The sequence below is a fragment of the Sphingobium psychrophilum genome, assembly GCF_012927105.1.
GTDB lineage: Bacteria > Pseudomonadota > Alphaproteobacteria > Sphingomonadales > Sphingomonadaceae > Sphingobium > Sphingobium psychrophilum.
In genome coordinates this window covers 263,432-279,549 of sequence record NZ_JABBFV010000004.1, presented here as the reverse complement: position 1 = coordinate 279,549, position 16,118 = coordinate 263,432, and the positions used below count along the sequence as shown (strand labels likewise).

Annotated in this window: 16 protein-coding genes and 1 tRNA gene; 11 read left to right on the top strand and 6 right to left on the bottom strand. The window is 65.0% G+C overall.

The window, feature by feature from the left end:
* Positions 1–21: 21 nt before the first annotated feature.
* A complete protein-coding gene (gene queA / locus HHL08_RS07980; protein WP_169572151.1) occupies positions 22–1,062 on the top strand; it encodes a tRNA preQ1(34) S-adenosylmethionine ribosyltransferase-isomerase QueA in 1,041 nt (346 codons plus the stop codon).
* Here the strand turns inward: queA and HHL08_RS07975 are convergent.
* The gene (locus tag HHL08_RS07975; protein ID WP_169572149.1) at positions 1,059–1,241 is read right to left on the bottom strand and encodes a hypothetical protein; all 183 of its coding nucleotides are present in this window, start codon (positions 1,239–1,241) and stop codon (positions 1,059–1,061) included. The genes queA and HHL08_RS07975 overlap by 4 nt on opposite strands.
* Positions 1,242–1,305: 64 nt before the next feature.
* Positions 1,306–1,644 carry a DMT family protein gene (locus HHL08_RS07970; RefSeq protein ID WP_169572147.1) on the bottom strand — a complete coding sequence of 113 codons (339 nt, stop codon included), beginning with the start codon at positions 1,642–1,644 and terminating at the stop codon, positions 1,306–1,308.
* A gap of 248 nt (positions 1,645–1,892) precedes the next feature.
* Here HHL08_RS07970 and HHL08_RS07965 point away from each other — a divergent pair.
* The 3 genes from HHL08_RS07965 to HHL08_RS07955 all read left to right on the top strand — a co-directional run bounded on the left by HHL08_RS07965 (position 1,893) and on the right by HHL08_RS07955 (position 3,547).
* Positions 1,893–1,968 (top strand) — tRNA-Ala (locus tag HHL08_RS07965).
* Positions 1,969–2,032: 64 nt separating this feature from the next.
* Positions 2,033–2,818, top strand: a complete 786-nt coding sequence (locus HHL08_RS07960; protein ID WP_169572145.1) for an NUDIX hydrolase — start codon at positions 2,033–2,035, stop codon at positions 2,816–2,818.
* A 3-nt stretch (positions 2,819–2,821) separates the two neighbouring features.
* Complete coding sequence (locus HHL08_RS07955; protein ID WP_169572144.1) at positions 2,822–3,547, top strand: extensin-like domain-containing protein; 726 nt, start codon at positions 2,822–2,824, stop codon at positions 3,545–3,547.
* 4 nt (positions 3,548–3,551) lie between these two features.
* Here the strand turns inward: HHL08_RS07955 and trpE are convergent, their stop codons facing one another.
* Both trpE and HHL08_RS07945 read right to left on the bottom strand, forming a co-directional pair.
* Complete coding sequence (gene trpE, locus HHL08_RS07950) at positions 3,552–5,075, bottom strand: anthranilate synthase component I (RefSeq protein ID WP_169572142.1); 1,524 nt, start codon at positions 5,073–5,075, stop codon at positions 3,552–3,554.
* Position 5,076: 1 nt separating this feature from the next.
* Positions 5,077–7,026 (bottom strand): SurA N-terminal domain-containing protein, encoded by a 1,950-nt coding sequence (locus HHL08_RS07945; protein WP_169572140.1) that lies wholly within the window; start codon positions 7,024–7,026, stop codon positions 5,077–5,079.
* Positions 7,027–7,225: 199 nt separating this feature from the next.
* Here HHL08_RS07945 and tpiA point away from each other — a divergent pair, with 199 nt between their 5' ends.
* From tpiA to HHL08_RS07930, 3 genes are all read left to right on the top strand, one after another.
* The gene (gene tpiA, locus HHL08_RS07940) at positions 7,226–7,987 is read left to right on the top strand and encodes a triose-phosphate isomerase (RefSeq protein ID WP_169572138.1); all 762 of its coding nucleotides are present in this window, start codon (positions 7,226–7,228) and stop codon (positions 7,985–7,987) included.
* 247 nt (positions 7,988–8,234) lie between these two features.
* Positions 8,235–8,612: a preprotein translocase subunit SecG gene (gene secG / locus HHL08_RS07935; RefSeq protein WP_169572136.1), complete on the top strand. Its 378-nt coding sequence runs from the start codon at positions 8,235–8,237 to the stop codon at positions 8,610–8,612.
* A gap of 90 nt (positions 8,613–8,702) precedes the next feature.
* Positions 8,703–10,334 carry a CTP synthase gene (locus HHL08_RS07930; RefSeq protein ID WP_169572134.1) on the top strand — a complete coding sequence of 544 codons (1,632 nt, stop codon included), beginning with the start codon at positions 8,703–8,705 and terminating at the stop codon, positions 10,332–10,334.
* Positions 10,335–10,368: 34 nt separating this feature from the next.
* Here HHL08_RS07930 and HHL08_RS07925 read toward each other — a convergent pair whose 3' ends face one another.
* Positions 10,369–11,487, bottom strand: a complete 1,119-nt coding sequence (locus HHL08_RS07925; protein ID WP_169572132.1) for an NADH:flavin oxidoreductase/NADH oxidase — start codon at positions 11,485–11,487, stop codon at positions 10,369–10,371.
* Positions 11,488–11,629: 142 nt separating this feature from the next.
* Positions 11,630–12,763: a PQQ-dependent sugar dehydrogenase gene (locus tag HHL08_RS07920; RefSeq protein WP_169572130.1), complete on the bottom strand. Its 1,134-nt coding sequence runs from the start codon at positions 12,761–12,763 to the stop codon at positions 11,630–11,632.
* Between the two features lie 207 nt (positions 12,764–12,970).
* Between HHL08_RS07920 and rimP the strand changes: the two genes are divergently transcribed.
* The 4 genes from rimP (at position 12,971) to HHL08_RS07900 (ending at position 16,053) form a co-directional block, all read left to right on the top strand.
* Positions 12,971–13,495 (top strand): ribosome maturation protein RimP, encoded by a 525-nt coding sequence (gene rimP, locus HHL08_RS07915; RefSeq protein WP_169572128.1) that lies wholly within the window; start codon positions 12,971–12,973, stop codon positions 13,493–13,495.
* Between the two features lie 14 nt (positions 13,496–13,509).
* Complete coding sequence (gene nusA / locus HHL08_RS07910) at positions 13,510–15,084, top strand: transcription termination factor NusA (protein WP_169572126.1); 1,575 nt, start codon at positions 13,510–13,512, stop codon at positions 15,082–15,084.
* Between the two features lie 6 nt (positions 15,085–15,090).
* Complete coding sequence (locus HHL08_RS07905; RefSeq protein WP_169572124.1) at positions 15,091–15,327, top strand: tautomerase family protein; 237 nt, start codon at positions 15,091–15,093, stop codon at positions 15,325–15,327.
* 63 nt (positions 15,328–15,390) lie between these two features.
* The gene (locus tag HHL08_RS07900) at positions 15,391–16,053 is read left to right on the top strand and encodes a DUF448 domain-containing protein (RefSeq protein ID WP_169572122.1); all 663 of its coding nucleotides are present in this window, start codon (positions 15,391–15,393) and stop codon (positions 16,051–16,053) included.
* Positions 16,054–16,118 lie beyond the last annotated feature (65 nt).

Below are 16,118 nucleotides of genomic sequence, written 5' to 3'. Positions count from 1 at the left end.
GCGTTCGCGCCGGATGACGCCATGCGCGTAGACCTGTTCGATTTCGACCTGCCGCCGGAGAATATCGCGCTGCGGCCGGCGTCGCCGCGCGACAGCGCGCGTATGTTGCTGGTGCCCGGCGATGGCGCGATGCAGGACCGGATCGTGCGCGACCTGCCCGGCCTGCTGCGCGCGGGCGACGTGCTGGTGTTCAACGACACCAGGGTCATCCCAGCCCAGTTGGAAGGGATGCGTGGCGAGGCGCGGATCGGGGCGACGCTGCACAAAAGGCAGGGGCTGCGGCAATGGCAGGCCTTCCTGCGCAACGCCAAGCGGGTGCGGGCGGGCGACCGGATCGATTTCGGCGCGGGTGTGACGGCGATCGCCGGGGCGCGCGACGAGGATGGCGGCGTGACGCTGGATTTCGAGGGCGACGAGCCGGTGGAGGTGCTGCTGGAGCGGGCGGGGCGGATGCCGTTGCCGCCCTATATCGCCAGCAAGCGCCCGACCGACGAACGCGACCGTAGCGATTACCAGACCATGTTCGCGCGGGAGGATGGCGCGGTCGCCGCGCCCACCGCTGCGCTGCATTTTACGCCGGATGTGATGGCGGCGCTGCGCGAAGCGGGTGTCGCGACCGAAACACTGACGCTGCATGTGGGGGCCGGCACTTTCCTGCCGGTGAAGGCGGACGATACCGACGACCATCGGATGCACGCCGAATGGGGGCGGATCGACGCGGCGACGGCGGATCGGCTGAACGCGGCGCGGACCGCTGGCGGGCGGCTGATCGCGGTCGGCACGACGTCGCTGCGCCTGCTGGAAAGCGCCGTCGGCGAGGATGGGATGATCCGACCCTTCGCCGACGAAACGCGCATTTTTATCACGCCGGGCTATCGCTTCAAGGCGGTCGACGGGCTGATGACCAATTTTCACCTGCCCAAATCGACGCTGTTCATGCTGGTGTCGGCGTTGATGGGGACGGAACGGATGCGGGCCGTCTATGATCATGCGATCGAGACGGGATACCGCTTCTATTCCTATGGGGATAGCTCGCTGCTGTTGCCGCAGCGCAGCGTTTAGGCGCGCCGACGACGGACCAGATTGACCACGCCGTAGCCGATCGCGGCCAGCACGCCGAGCTTGCCGACGGTCTTAGCCGCGCCCGATGCCATATAACCCAGAACAGCGCCCTTGACGCCGCTGTCGCCGTCCTTGCGATCGATCGCCGCGCCAATGACCGTGCCAATTACGTTCTTCATGGGAACTCCTTCTTCATGGTCGTCTCTCAGCGCGCAGGCGCGACCGAAGTTCCCTGACGCTGCGTCAACTGCGCCCGACGAACAGGAATCCCACCGCGCCCATGATGCAGGCGAAGGCGGCGAGGTGGCGCCAGTGCAGCGGCTCGCCCAGCACCGTCACCATGAAGCCGCCGAAAATGACAAGGGCGATCGCTTCCTGCGCGACTTTTAGCTGGCCCGCGCTCCACCCATGGGCGAAGCCGATGCGATTGGCGGGGACGGCCAGGCAATATTCGAAGAAGGCGATGCCCCAGCTGATCATGATCACCAGCAGGATCGGTTTATCCATCCCGCCTTTGAGATGCCAGTACCAGGCGACGGTCATGAACAGGTTGGAGACGATCAGCAGCAGTATAGTGGGCATGGCGGCCTCGATCAGGATAGAGCCGCAGCCTTGGCATTGTCCATAGGGTCGGCGCAAGCGGGCATGGGAACGCGCGGTCGGGCGACCGGGCAGTTACGCAGGGGTAATGTCCTCCCTGCCGGGCGCTCCGTCGCGCCAGAAAGCCGCGCTTTCCCAGCGGCTTGATCCAGATCAGCCGCGCTTGCGACTTTTTGTGCAAAAGACGGTTGCATGGGCCAAATCGCTCGCTTATAGGCAGCGCTCCTTCGGGGGCCTTAGCTCAGCTGGGAGAGCGCGTCGTTCGCAATGACGAGGTCAGCGGTTCGATCCCGCTAGGCTCCACCAACCCCTTCCCAGGGTTGAACCGAAGACTTTACCGCTGGCGCATGACATGCGTAGAGCGGTTTCCATGACAATCGAAACAGATGCCGGTGAAACGGATAGGGGCCGCCCGGCCGCCACGGTGGTCATCGTGCGCGACCGGCATGATGGCCCGCCTGATTTGCTGATGGTGGAGCGCGCATCGACCATGGCCTTTGCCGCGGGCGCGCTGGTCTTTCCCGGCGGCGCGGTGGATGAGGGCGATCATGCGCTGGCGCGCGCAATCGACCACGGGCTGGAGCCGGACGAGGCGGCCGGGCGGATCGCCGCCATCCGCGAAACGATCGAGGAAAGCGGGCTGGGGATCGGCCTGACCGGCGCGGTGGACGCGGCTGCGGTGCTGCGGCTGCGCGACGGGTTGCATGACGGGCGGACGATGGGCGCGATGCTGGAGCGGCTGGGGCTGGGGATCGCGCTGGATGCGCTGACGCCGTTTGCACGCTGGCACCCCGCGCCGTTCGAGCGGGCGCGGCGGGTATTCGACACGCGATTCTATCTGGCGCGCGCGCCGCAAGGACAGGTGGCGAGCGTCGACACGACCGAGAATGTGCGCCTGTTCTGGAGCAGCGCGGCGGACACGCTGGCGAAGGCGGATGCGGGCGAGGCGCAGGTGATCTTTCCCACGCGGCGCAATCTGGAGCGGCTGGCGCTCCATGCGGATCATGATGCCTTGGTCGCCCATGCCCTGTCCTATCCGGTAGACAAGGTGCGGCCATGGCGGGAGGAGCGTGAGGGGGAAACCCATCTCTGCATCCCGACCCATCTGGGTTATCCCGTCACGTCGGAACCGATGCGGCAGGTCCGGCGTGCTTAGGGGATGCGACGACTTCATCTGACCCTGCGCCGCCTGCTCTGGCTGGCTGCATCCCTTGCCCTGATCCTGCTGGCTTATGCTTGGTTGCGGCAGCGGCCGCAGGATCTGCCCTGGACCGATCTGGACCTGGCGCAGCCGGTCGGCCTGTTCACCGGGCGCAAGCTGGCGGCGCTGACCGGCGACGGTGCGGCGTGCCGGGCGCTGCTCGACCGGGCCGGGGTGGACTATGTCGCGGTGCAGCCGGGCGGGGCGGACCAGTGCCGCTATGCCGATGCGGTGCGGTTGCGGGCCGACAGGGATGCTATTGCATTAGTGCCGGCCGCGGTGGCGCCATCCTGTCCGGTGGTAGCCGCGCTCAAGCTGTGGGAATGGCAGGTGGTGCAACCGGCCGCGCAGCGCATCTATGGCGCGCCGGTGCGCAGTATCCGCCATTTCGGCAGCTATAGTTGTCGGCGCATCTATGGCCGCAGCCAGGGCGATTATAGCGAACATGCCACCGCCGATGCGATCGACGTCGCGGCTTTCGTGCTGAAGGACGGGCGGCAGGTCAGCGTGCTGAACGACTGGAAGGGCGAGGGAAAAGACGCGGAATTTCTGCGCGCGGTGCGCGACGGGGCGTGCGGGCTGTTTTCGACCGTGCTGTCGCCCGACTATAACGCCGCGCATCGCGACCATTTCCATCTGGACCAGGCGGAGCGGGGCGCGATGGGCGGGCGAGCGTGCAGGTGAGCCTTTACTGCCCGAAGCCGGCTTCCCGCGCCAGCGTCACCGCTTCGCGCGCGGCGGCCAGCAATGCGCCGCTCTTGGCTTCGCATTCGCGCTGTTCATATTCGGCGGTCGAATCAGCGACGATGCCCGCGCCCGCCTGAACATGCATGATGCCGTCCTTGAGGACCGCGGTGCGCAGCACGATGCAGCTGTCCATATTGCCGTCCGGGCCGAAATAGCCGACGCCGCCGGCATAGGCACCGCGCGTTTCCGGCTCCAGTTCGGCAATGATCTCGCAGGCGCGGACCTTGGGCGCGCCCGACACGGTGCCCGCCGGGAAGCCCGCGAACAGCGCGTCGATAGCGTCTTTCTCCAGGGACAGGCGGCCCACGACGTTGGAGACGATGTGCATCACATGGCTGTAAAATTCGACGGTGTAGCTGTCGGTCACGGTGACGCTGCCGGCGGTCGCCACGCGGCCGACATCGTTGCGGCCCAGGTCCAGCAGCATCAGATGTTCGGCCCGCTCCTTGGGATCGGCGAGCAGGCTTGTCCGGTTGTCGGCGTCCTCGACCGCGTTCTTGCCGCGAGGGCGGGTGCCGGCGATCGGGCGGATGGTGACTTCGCCGTCGCGAGCGCGAACCAGGATTTCGGGTGACGAGCCGATCAGCGCGAAACCGGGCAGGTCCAGATAATAAAGGAAGGGCGACGGATTGATCCGCCGCAGCGCGCGATAAAGGGCGATCGGCGGCAGGGTAAAGGGGCTGGTGAAGCGCTGGGCCAGCACCACCTGAAAGATATCGCCCGCGACGATATAGTCCTTCGCCTTGTCGACCATCTGCGCATAGCGGCCCGGCTCCAGCACCGGGGTAACGGCGACGTCGGCGATGGTGGCCGGGACGGGGACGGCGGGCAGGGGGGCGGCGAGGCGGGCGGCGGTGGCGTCGATCCGCTCCAGCGCTTCCTCGATAGCCCGATCCGCGTCGATGAAGCTGCCCTTCCAGACCGGGGCGACCAGATAGAGCGCGTCGGCAAGGCGATCGAAAACGAGGATCACGGTCGGCCGCACAAACAGCATGTCGGGCACGCCGATGGGGTTGGCGGCGGGGCGGGGCAGTTTTTCGACCAGCCCGACCGTCTCATAACCGAAATAGCCGACGAGGCAGGCGAGCGCGGCGGGCAAAGCGGGGTCCATCGCGGCGCGACATTCAGCCACCAGCGCGCGCAACGCATCGAGCGCGCCGGCACTTTCGGGGACGAAGGCGTCGCGATCGGTCGCCCAATGGCGGTTGATTTCGGCATCCTGGCCATTGGCGCGGAAGACGAGGTCGGGGGCAAGGCCGATCAGGCTGTGGCGGCCGCGCACCGCGCCGCCCTCCACCGATTCCAGCAGATAATCGCCGCGATCGGGTTCGAACAGTTTGAGCGCGGCGGAGATCGGCGTGTCGGTGTCGGCGATCTGCCGCCGCCACACCAGCGCCGATTCGCCACGCAAAAGCGCCGCGCGCGCAGTCTCTACGCCGTCTGCCGTCCCGCCGATCGCCGCCATCTTACTGATCGCCGCTGTTGGTAGCGGCGAGGGCGCTGCGGACCTGCTCCACGGCCTTGGCGTTGCGGGTGACGCCCAGTTCCTTTTCGATCGCGCGTTCGAATTGCTGGCCATATTCCTGACCGACCACATCGGCGAGCTGGGTGCGGACCTGGTTCAGCAAGGCGGGCTGGTTCTTGGCGTCGCCGCGCTCGATCGCGTTGAGTTGCACGACGAAATAGCCGCGATCCTGGCCGATCGGCAGCGTCTTGACCGTGTTCGCCGCCATCGCAAAGAGGATGGCGACTTCGGCAGGAGGACGCTGTTCACCGCGCATGATGTCGGCGCGGCGGCCGCCCAGCATCTGCGGCGCGGGCAGCTTAACGCCGGCCTGGGCGATGGCGTCGGCCAGCTTAGCGCCCTTGGCGACCTTCGCCTGGATCTGCTCGGCCAGCGCCTTTGCCTTCAGATTGCCGGCGTTCAGCTTATATTGGGCCAACACCAGCTGCTTGACTTCGGCCAGCGGTGGCGGCGCGGCGGCGACGATGTCGCCCGGCGCGGCCAGGGCATAGCGTTTGTCCGGGGTGATCGGGATCAGCTGCGCATCGTCGTCGGCGCTCATCGCAAAGACCGGGGCGAGCAGCGGCTGGATGTCGGCCGGGGCGGCATAGGCCTGGTCCTTCACCTGCTTGCCGGTGGCGAGCAGGGGCGGGCTGGTCTCCAGCTTCAGGCCGTTATCTTTCACCACTTCCTCGAAACTGTCGCCATTGCCGATCGCATCCTCGATCTTGCCGGTGAAGTCGGACAGCAGTTGCTTTTCCTTCTGCGCGCGCAGCGTCGTGACGATCTCGCCCCGCACCGCGTCGAGCGGACGGGCGGGGGTTTCCTTCGTCGCGGTGACGCGCAGCAGCAGCCAGCCGAGCGATCCGCGCACCGGACCGATCAGGTCACCCTGCTTGCCCGCGAACACGGTATCGGCGACGGCCTTGCCCGCCGTAGCGGTCAGCGCCTCGCGGCTCTGGTCCGCCAGCGTCGCGACGGCAAGGCCCGCGCCCTGCGCGGCGGCGGCGAGCGACTTGCCGCCCTTCACCTGATCGGCGATCGCCTTGGCGCCGGCCTCTGTCGGCAGCACCAGTTGCTCGACGGTCCGGCTTTGCTTCGCGGCATAGGCGGCCTTGTTCTGATTGTAGCTGGCGCTGATCTCCGCCTCGGTCGGCTGGGCCGCCTGGGCGAAGCGTTCGGCGTCGATCAGGGCGTAGCGGATGCGGCGCTGTTCGGGGATGGTGAAGCGGCTGGCGTTCTTCTTATAATAGTCGGCCAGTTGTGCGTCGGTCGGGTTCTTGTCGTCGAGGAAGGCGACCGCCGGGATCGCCGCGACCGTGCCCTGGCGCGCTTCGAGCAGCAGCGAGGCATAGGGCAGGACCATGCTGTCGGTCAGCTTGACGCCAAGGCCCACCGGGGCGAGCAGGTGGCGCTGGAGGATTTCGCGGCTGATATCATCGCGCAGCGCCTGTTCGGTCAGCCGTTCGCGCACCAGCAGCGCGCGGAAATTATCATTGCTGAAATTACCGGCGGCATCCTGAAACGCGGGGATCTGCGCGATTTGCGCATCGACCAGCCGTTTGGAGATATGCACGCCCTGATCGTCAGCGAACGCCTTGAGCGTCAGGGACGCTACCAGTTGGTCGAACACCTGGGCCGCGCCGCCCTGCGCGAAGAAATCGCCGATCTGGAGGCCGGGGTTGGTGCGGCGTGCATTTTCGAACACGCGCTGGACCCTGTCCTGTAATTCCGTTTCCGTGAGATTGTAGCCGTCCGCCTTGGCCGCGGTCCCGCCGCCGCCCAGTGCGCTGCCATAATTGCCGCTGGTGACGTCCCCCAGGATGAAGGCCGCGGCGATCACCCCCAGGAAGAGGATGGCGAAAAGCGCGCCGAATTTGGATCGGATGAAGCTGCGAAAGACAGAAAGCATGGGTGTTCCAGAACTCCGGGCGTTATGGCGGCCCGCTTTAAGCGCGGATGCGCGCGGCGGCAAGGCTTGGACTGGACAAATGCGCGAGCGCCGTTCATCGCCTTTTGCAGCATCCGGTTCGTTCGGGGAGACGCCAGGGCAAGGCCCGGCGGCGAAGGGGCGGGGGGCGACGTGCAGCAATAATAAAGGGAATGCATCGATGGGCAGGCGCAAGCTGGTTGTCGGCAATTGGAAAATGAACGGGATGCGCGCGCATCTGAACGAAGTGGAGGCGATCGGGAAGCTTGCCGCTGCGCATCCGGCGGTCGAGGTTGGGCTGTGCCTGCCCGCGACGCTGATCATGGCGGGGTCGGAACGGCGCGGCGCGGCGTTCATCGGCGCGCAAAATTGCCATATGGACATGACCGGCGCCTATACCGGGTCGCTGTCGGCCGAGATGCTGGCCGAAGCCGGGGCAAGCTGGGTCATTACTGGCCATAGCGAGCGGCGCGAGGCGCGCGGCGAAACCAATGCGGATATCGCGGCCAAGTCGATCGCGGCGAAGGCGGCGGGCCTTAATGTCATATTATGCGTGGGCGAAAGCCTGGACGTGCGGGACGCGGGCGATGCCGAAGCGGTGGTGTCCGCGCAATTGCTGGCATCCTTGCCCGACGGCGCGTCGGCCGACTGGCTGGCGGTCGCCTATGAACCGATCTGGGCGATCGGCACCGGGCGCATCCCCACCATGGAGGCGGTCGCGACCATGCATGGCGCGCTGCGCGCTGCGCTGGCCACCCGTATCGGCGGCGAAGCGGACAAGGTGCGCATCCTCTATGGCGGGTCGATGAATGGCGCCAATGCGGCCGAATTGCTGGCCATTGCAGACGTCGACGGCGGCCTGATCGGCGGTGCGAGCCTGACCGCGGCGAAATTCGCGCCGATCGTGGAAGCGGCGGACGGCAAGCTGGCGGTGGCGGCTTGATTCGCTGGAGTTCGCGATAAAATATCCGTTCGTCCTGAGTAACCACTGAGTTTGTCGAAGTGGTGTATCGAAGGATTGGGCCTGCTCGGATGCTTCGATATGAGGCTTCGACTTCGCTCAGCCTCTACTCAGCACGAACGGAATGTTGGAAATCTGGATATCTGCCGCAGCCTCCGCAACGGTTGCCCCCACGGCGCTTCGTCGCTATGTGCGCGCCAACGCATCCTAAAGTACCGGACCCCGTCGCATGTTCACCTTCCTTCTCGTCGTGCAGGCCATCATCGCAGCCCTGCTGGTCGCCGTCATCCTGATGCAGAAGTCGGAAGGCGGCGGTTTGGGCGTAGGCGGCAGCCCGGCGGGCCTGATGTCGGCGCGCGGCGCGGCGGATTTCCTGACGCGATCGACCACGGTACTGGCGACCATCTTCGTCACCTTGTCGATCGTGATGGCGGTGATCGCGTCGGTGCGTCATGCGCCGAGCGATATCGACACGTCACTGGTGAAGCAGGCCCCGGCCACGCAGGGTGCCCCGGCGCCCGCCGGTAACGCCGATCCGCTGGCGGGCGTCGCCAGCAATGCGGCGTCCGCGCCCGCGGCCAATGGCGCGGTTCCGCTCGCCAACTAATCCCTTCATCGATCTTTCGATCTTTTTTTAAGCGTGCGTGGATTCGCGCGCTTGCCCTTTGCTGTCCTGAAAGGCTAACCCACTCCTCCCATGACGCGGTATATTTTCATCACCGGCGGCGTGGTCTCCTCGCTTGGCAAGGGCCTGATGGCTGCTTCGCTTGCAGCTTTGTTGCAAGCGCGAGGTTTCCGTGTGCGAATCCGGAAATTCGACCCCTATCTCAACGTCGATCCGGGCACGATGTCGCCCTATCAGCATGGCGAAGTCTATGTAACCGACGACGGGGCCGAAACCGACCTGGACCTGGGCCATTATGAGCGCTTTACCGGCGTGTCCGCGCGCCAGAGCGACAATGTGACGCAGGGTCGCGTCTATCAGACGATCATCCAGCGCGAGCGGCGCGGCGATTATCTGGGCGCGACGGTGCAGGTCATTCCGCACGTCACCGACGAGATCAAGGCGTTCGCGCTGGCCGACACCGACGATATCGATTTCGTCCTGTGCGAGATTGGCGGCACGGTGGGCGACATCGAATCGCTGCCCTTCATGGAAGCGATTCGCCAGCTGCATAACGACCTGGATCGCGGCCAGTCGATCTTCGTCCATGTAACGCTGGTGCCCTATATCGCGGCGGCCGGCGAGCTGAAGACCAAGCCGACCCAGCGCAGCGTGCGCGACCTGACCTCGCTCGGCATTCAGCCCGACATATTGCTGTGCCGCTGCGAACATCCGCTGCCCGACAGCGAGCGCCAGAAGATCGCGCTGTTCTGCAACGTGCGCCCCGAAGCGGTCATTCCCGCGCTCGACGCCCGCAGCATCTACGCCGTGCCGCATCAATATCATGCCGAAGGGCTGGATGAAGAAGTGCTGCGCGCCTTTGGCATCAAGGATGCGCCGACGCCCCAGCTCGCCCGCTGGGACGACATCATGGATCGCCAGCAAAACCCCGAAGGCGAAGTGACGATCGGCGTAGTCGGCAAATATGTCGGCCTGCTCGACGCCTATAAGTCGCTCTACGAAGCGCTCAGCCATGGTGGCCTGGCCAACCGGGTGAAGGTGAAGGTCAAGTGGATCGACGCCGAATTGTTCGAGAAGGGCGATGATATCATCGCCAGCCTGGAGCCGATGCACGGCATTCTGGTGCCGGGCGGGTTCGGTGTGCGCGGGTCGGAAGGCAAGATCGCCAGCGTCAAATTCGCGCGCGAACGTAATGTGCCCTTCTTCGGCATATGCCTGGGGATGCAGATGGCCTGTATCGAGGGCGCACGGAACACCGCGGGCATCGCGGCGGCCTCCACCACGGAATTTGGCGAGACGTCCGAGCCGGTCGTCGGCCTCATCACCGAATGGATGAGCACCGAAGGCCTGCAGAAGCGCACCGCGGACACCGACCTGGGCGGCACGATGCGGCTGGGTGCCTATCCCGCCAAGCTGACCGGCAACAGCGTCGTAGCGGGCATTTACGGCACCAACGACATTAGCGAGCGGCATCGCCATCGCTATGAAGTGAATGCTGGCTATCGCGAGCCTTTGGAAAAGGGCGGCCTGATCTTCTCCGGCATGTCGCCCGACGGCACGCTGCCTGAAATCGTCGAGCGGCCCGACCATCCCTGGTTCGTGGGCGTGCAGTTCCACCCGGAATTGAAATCCAAGCCGTTCGACCCGCACCCGCTCTTCGCCAGCTTCATCGAAGCGGCGGTCAAGCAGAGCCGGTTGGTGTAAACAAAAACGGGGCCGGGTGGCCCCGTTTTTCGTTTCAGTCGCCGTTCTTGGCTGAATCGAACAGATGCCGATATTGGCGCGGCTGGCAGCGTAGATATTGCGGCGCGGCCTTCACCGATGCGCCAAGATGGGCGGCCGCGTGCCAGGGCCAGCGCGGGTCGTAGAGGATGGTGCGGGCGATGGCGATCAGGTCCGCATCGCCGGTGCCAATGATCGCTTCGGCCTGCTCAAAATCGGTGATGAGGCCGACCGCGATCACCGGGACCGTTACCGCCTGCTTCACGGCGCGGGCCAGTGGCACCTGATAGCTGGGGCCGACCGGGATAGCCTGGCGCGGGTCGTTGCCGCCGCTCGACACATGGATGGCGTCGCAGCCACGCGCTTCCAGCGCCTGCGCAAAGGCGATCGTCTGGTCGATATCCCAGCCGCCCTCCACCCAGTCGGTGCCCGACACGCGCATCGTCACTGGCTTCTGCGCCGGGAAGGCCGCGCGCACCGCGTCGAAAATCTCCAGCGGCAGGCGCATCCGGTTTTCGAGGTTGCCACCATAATCATCGTCGCGCCGGTTGGAGAGGGGTGAGAGGAACTGATGCAGCAGATAGCCGTGCGCGCCATGGAGTTGGATCGCGTCCAGCCCCAGATTGTCGGCGCGGCGGGCGGCCGCGACGAAAGCGTCACGCACGCGCTCGATGCCGGCGCGGTCGAGCGCCATGAGCGCATTGGTGCCCGGCGTGAAGGGCAGGGCAGATGGAGCGACCGTCTGCCAGCCATTAGGCGCGTCGGGCGCGATCTGCGCGCCGCCCTGCCATGGCACATGAGTCGATGCCTTGCGCCCGGCATGGCCGAGCTGAATGGCGATGGGCATGTCGCTATGGGCGCGAACGCCGTCCAGCACCCGCCGCATCGCCGCTTCGGTTACATCATCCCACAGGCCGACATCGGCATGGGAAATGCGCCCCTCCGGCAGGACGGCGCTGGCCTCGATCGTCAGCAATGCCGCGCCGGACAGGGCAAGTTGGCCCAGATGGATGAGGTGCCAGTCGGTCATTGCCCCATCGACGGCGGAATATTGGCACATCGGGGCAATGACGATCCGATTGTCGAGCGTCAGATTGCCGACATGAAAGGGCTCGAACAGCTTGGGTCCGCTCATGGGTTCTCCAATAAGGGTCAGACTTGGATTACTATTCCCCGGCGAAGGCCGGGGTCCAGATCCAAGGCTTCAACTGGACCCCGGCCTTCGCCGGGGAACGATAACTCCCATATAGGTGCTATTCATTCTTACGGAGTAGCGGTCAACCCGCCGGCGTCAGCTTCAGCAGCCGACCCTGCGATCCGTCGCCGCCATCCTCCAGCAGCCAGAGTGCGCCGTCCGGCCCCTGCTCGACCTCGCGGATGCGGGCGCCCATGTCCCACTGGTCGGCCTTTTCCGCCTTGTCGCCGTTCAGCTTCACCCGGACGAGGCTCTGGCTCGACAGGCCGCCGATGAACAGCGATCCCTGCCATTGGGGGAACAGCGTGCCGGAATAATAGAGCAGGCCGCCGGGCGAAATGACGGGGTTCCAGCTGACCTTGGGCGCTTCATAGCCATCGCCGGCCTTGTGATCGGGGATGTCGCGGCCATCATAATGGCTACCGTTCGACGCTTTGGGCCAGCCATAGTTGAGGCCGGGCTTGATGAGGTTCACCTCGTCGCCGCCCTTCGGCCCCATTTCCTGTTCCCACAGGCGGCCGTCCTTGTCGAAGGCGATTCCCAGCAGATTGCGATGGCCGTAGGACCAGATGGCGGGGTCGAATCCCTTGGCGGCAAGGGGATTGTTCGCGGCAGGGGTGCCGTCGAGGTTCAGGCGCAGCACCTTGCCCAGCGTTGCCTTCGGGTCTTGCGCGGGATCGAACTTCTGCCGCTCGCCATTGGTGAAGAAAAGATATTTGCCGTCGGACGAGAAGGCGATTCGGCCGGAATAATGGCCGTTGCCTTCGACATAGGGGCTGGCGCGGAAGATGACGGTCACGCCGTCCAGCTTTGTCGTGCCGTCGCTGGCCTGGGCGAACATGCCCTTCGCCAACGCCACGCCCTTCACGCCGTCGCGCTCTTCGGAGAAGCTGAAATAGACCGCCTGGTCCTTCGCGAAGGCGGGCGAGGGGACGACGTCCATCAAGGCGCCCTGACCTGCGCTGTCGACCGCCGGGATGCCGCCGATCGGGATTTTTGTGCCGTTCTTGGGATCGAACAGGATCATCTCGCCCTTCTTCTCCGTCACCAGGGCGCGGCCGTCGGGCAGGAAGGTCATCGCCCAGGGCGAATCGAAATCGGCGATGACGGAGGTCTTGAAGGGCTTGTCCGCTGCCGCAGTCGTCTGACTGTTGGCCCCTTCGCCCGAACAGGCGATCAGGATGAGGGGAAGGGCGAAGGCGATCGGGTGGCGCATCTATGTCTCCGGCGGTTCAGGCGGTCGGGGCGTGTATCTTGGCTGCTAGAATGAGCGACAACGAATAATGTTGCAGATTTCCTATGTTGCGCCTATATCGCTCTTGCTTCCTTACATCGTTACACATGTCAGGGTCGCAAGCGAAACGCTTGCGGCGCTTTTAGGTTTGCGGTGCGGGAAGCGCGCATATGAGTTTCTGGAGATTGCATGGCGGACATCGCCCTATTGACCGCGCTGATCGAACCCGAGGTGAAGGCCCTGGGCTTCGACCTCGTGCGGATCAAGCTGTTCGGGTCGGGCGACGAGCATACGTTGCAGATCATGGCCGAAAATCCCAGGACCAAGCAATTGGTCATCGAGGATTGCGCCGCCATCTCCCGCCGCATTTCGGACGTGATGGACGAGGCCGATCCGATCGAGGAGGCCTATCGACTGGAAGTCAGTTCGCCGGGCATCGACCGGCCGCTGACCCGGCTGCACGACTTCATCGAATGGGCGGGGCACGAGGCCAAGATCACCGCGACGGAAATCGTCGACGGACGCAAAAGCTTCCGCGGCGTCCTGAACGGGGTCGAAGGCGACGATATCCTGTTTACCGACGTGAAGAGTGGCGACGTCGTCATTCCCTTCGCGCTGGTCAGCGACGCGAAGCTGCTGCTGACCGACGCGCTCCTTTCTGCTACAATGCCGCTGTCCTCCGATGGGGCGGATGATTTTGAAACCGAAGAATAAGGGTTCATAAGACCATGGCCAACGCCATTTCCGCCAATCGGGCCGAACTGATCGCGATCGCCAACAGCGTCGCATCCGAAAAGATGATCGACAAGGCGATCGTCATCGAAGCGATGGAAGATGCGATCCAGCGCGCCGCCCGCGCGCGCTACGGCGCTGAAAACGACATCCGCGCGAAGCTGGACCCGGAAACCGGCGACCTGCGCCTGTGGCGCGTGGTCGAAGTGGTCGAGCTGGTCGAGGATTATTTCAAGCAGGTCGACCTGAAGGCCGGGCAGAAGCTGAAGAAGGATGCCGTGGTCGGCGACTTCATCGTCGATCCGCTGCCCGCGATCGACCTGGGCCGCATCGACGCCCAGTCCGCCAAGCAGGTGATCTTCCAGAAGGTCCGCGATGCCGAGCGCGAGCGCCAGCATGAAGAGTTCAAGGACCGCGTGGGTGAAATCATCACCGGCGTCGTCAAGTCAGTTGAATTCGGCCATGTGGTCGTCAATCTGGGCCGCGCCGAAGGCGTCATCCGCCGCGACCAGCAAATCCCGCGCGAAGTCGTTCGCGTCGGCGATCGCATCCGTTCGGTCGTGCTGAACGTGCGCCGCGAAAATCGCGGGCCGCAGATTTTCCTCAGCCGCGCGCATCCTGAATTCATGAAGAAGCTGTTTGCGCAGGAAGTGCCGGAAATCTACGACGGCGTCATCACCATCATGGCCGCCGCCCGCGATCCGGGCAGCCGCGCCAAGATCGGCGTCATCAGCCGCGATTCGAGCATCGATCCGGTCGGCGCCTGCGTCGGCATGAAGGGCAGCCGCGTGCAGGCCGTCGTGCAGGAAATGCAGGGCGAAAAGATCGACATCATCCCCTGGTCGGAAGATACCGCCACCTTCGTCGTCAATGCGTTGCAGCCGGCCCAGGTCAGCCGCGTCGTCATCGATGAAGAAGAAGAGCGTATCGAAGTGGTCGTCCCTGACGATCAGCTGTCGCTCGCCATCGGTCGCCGCGGCCAGAATGTCCGCCTCGCCAGCCAGCTGACCGGCAAGGCGATCGACATCATGACCGAAGCCGACGCCAGCGAGAAGCGCCAGAAGGAATTTGTCAGCCGTTCCGAACTGTTCCAGAACGAACTGGACGTGGACGAGACGCTGTCGCAGCTGCTGGTTGCCGAGGGCTTTGGCGAACTGGAAGAGGTCGCCTATGTCGAGATCGACGAACTGGCGGCGATCGAAGGGTTCGACGACGAACTGGCCGGCGAATTGCAGAACCGTGCGCTCGAAGCGCTGGAGCGCCGCGAGGCTGCTGCCCGTGAGGAACGCAAGGCTATGGGCGTCGAGGACGCGCTGGCGGAGATTCCGCACTTGACCGAAGCGATGCTGGTCACGCTGGGCAAGGCGAGTATCAAGACGCTGGACGACCTGGCCGACCTGGCCACCGACGAACTGGTGCAGAAGAAGCGCGTCGACCAGCGTCGCCGCAAATCGGATAGCGGTGCCGAGGACAAGGGCGGCATCCTGGCTGCCTATGGCCTGTCGGACGAGCAGGGCAATGAGATCATCATGGCCGCCCGCGCCCATTGGTTCGAAGACGAGGAAGCCTGAGCGCAGATGCCTTTCGTTGATATCCGTCTGGCTGGTGCGGTGACCCGCGAGCAGAAAGCCGCGCTGGTTGCCGACGTCACCCGGTCGCTCGTTGAGCGACTGGGGAAGCCGGCGTCTGCCGTGCAGATCAATATCACCGAACTGAGCCTCGAAAATTATGGCGCTGGCGGCCTGTTGCTGGCCGATCGTGCGCCTGCCCCTCTTATAAGGGAGGACGCCCATGTTGCGGACACTCCCCGATGAGAGAATAGCGCCTCTCGACAGCGTTGGACTTGCCCTTTCATCCGTTTTGGCGGAGGGGCGCGCATGACCGAACGCAAATGCATATTGAGCGGCGACCGCGCCGACCCCGAAACGCTGGTTCGCCTGGCGGTGGGGCCGGAGGGTCAGGTGCTGCCCGACATCCGCGCCAAGGCGGCGGGGCGGGGTGCCTGGATCGGCATATCGCGCGCCGAACTGGAAGTCGCGCTGGCCAAGGGCAAGCTCAAGGGCGCGCTCGCTCGCGCGTTCAAGGATAGCGACCTTCAGATTCCCGGCGACCTGCCGGCGATGATCGAGTCCGGGCTGCGCAAGACGCTGCTCGACCGGTTGGGGCTGGAATCGCGCGCGTCGATGCTGCTGACGGGGTCCGAAAAGATCGACGTCGCCTGCCGCAAGGGCCAGGTGCGGTTGCTGCTCCATGCCGCCGATGCGGCGGCCGATGGAAACCGGAAACTGGACCAGGCGCTGCGCGTGGGACAGGAAGCCGAAGGCACGGATTTGGCAGGTGTCGTCTTGCCTGTGGACCGAGAGGCCCTATCTATGGCAATGGGGCGCGACAATGTCGTCCATATCGCAGTAACCGACTCGCGTGCGGCGTCGCGTCTGCGTGCGGCCATAGGCCGCTTGGAAAGCTATCTGGGTTGCGCTAACGGGGCGCCTGTGCATGGGGAGCCTGACTCCACCGATGTGCCGGGCGTGGTCGCTTAGGTCAATTTCGGATGTGAATATGTTAAGGGCGCCGACGGGCCTTTCCGGTCGGAGCGGAAGTGAAG

What these genes read in the sequence shown, in the direction of transcription:
- HHL08_RS07925 (WP_169572132.1), bottom strand. Translation starts at nt 11,487, where the DNA reads ATGAGCGGACCCAAGCTGTTCGAGCCCTTTCATGTCGGCAATCTGACG.
- nusA (WP_169572126.1), top strand. Translation starts at nt 13,510, where the DNA reads ATGGCCAACGCCATTTCCGCCAATCGGGCCGAACTGATCGCGATCGCC.
- HHL08_RS07955 (WP_169572144.1), top strand. Translation starts at nt 2,822, where the DNA reads ATGCGACGACTTCATCTGACCCTGCGCCGCCTGCTCTGGCTGGCTGCA.
- queA (WP_169572151.1), top strand. Translation starts at nt 22, where the DNA reads ATGCGCGTAGACCTGTTCGATTTCGACCTGCCGCCGGAGAATATCGCG.
- HHL08_RS07920 (WP_169572130.1), bottom strand. Translation starts at nt 12,763, where the DNA reads ATGCGCCACCCGATCGCCTTCGCCCTTCCCCTCATCCTGATCGCCTGT.
- HHL08_RS07975 (WP_169572149.1), bottom strand. Translation starts at nt 1,241, where the DNA reads ATGAAGAACGTAATTGGCACGGTCATTGGCGCGGCGATCGATCGCAAG.
- tpiA (WP_169572138.1), top strand. Translation starts at nt 7,226, where the DNA reads ATGGGCAGGCGCAAGCTGGTTGTCGGCAATTGGAAAATGAACGGGATG.
- HHL08_RS07905 (WP_169572124.1), top strand. Translation starts at nt 15,091, where the DNA reads ATGCCTTTCGTTGATATCCGTCTGGCTGGTGCGGTGACCCGCGAGCAG.
- HHL08_RS07930 (WP_169572134.1), top strand. Translation starts at nt 8,703, where the DNA reads ATGACGCGGTATATTTTCATCACCGGCGGCGTGGTCTCCTCGCTTGGC.
- secG (WP_169572136.1), top strand. Translation starts at nt 8,235, where the DNA reads ATGTTCACCTTCCTTCTCGTCGTGCAGGCCATCATCGCAGCCCTGCTG.
- HHL08_RS07970 (WP_169572147.1), bottom strand. Translation starts at nt 1,644, where the DNA reads ATGCCCACTATACTGCTGCTGATCGTCTCCAACCTGTTCATGACCGTC.
- HHL08_RS07900 (WP_169572122.1), top strand. Translation starts at nt 15,391, where the DNA reads ATGACCGAACGCAAATGCATATTGAGCGGCGACCGCGCCGACCCCGAA.
- HHL08_RS07945 (WP_169572140.1), bottom strand. Translation starts at nt 7,026, where the DNA reads ATGCTTTCTGTCTTTCGCAGCTTCATCCGATCCAAATTCGGCGCGCTT.
- rimP (WP_169572128.1), top strand. Translation starts at nt 12,971, where the DNA reads ATGGCGGACATCGCCCTATTGACCGCGCTGATCGAACCCGAGGTGAAG.
- trpE (WP_169572142.1), bottom strand. Translation starts at nt 5,075, where the DNA reads ATGGCGGCGATCGGCGGGACGGCAGACGGCGTAGAGACTGCGCGCGCG.
- HHL08_RS07960 (WP_169572145.1), top strand. Translation starts at nt 2,033, where the DNA reads ATGACAATCGAAACAGATGCCGGTGAAACGGATAGGGGCCGCCCGGCC.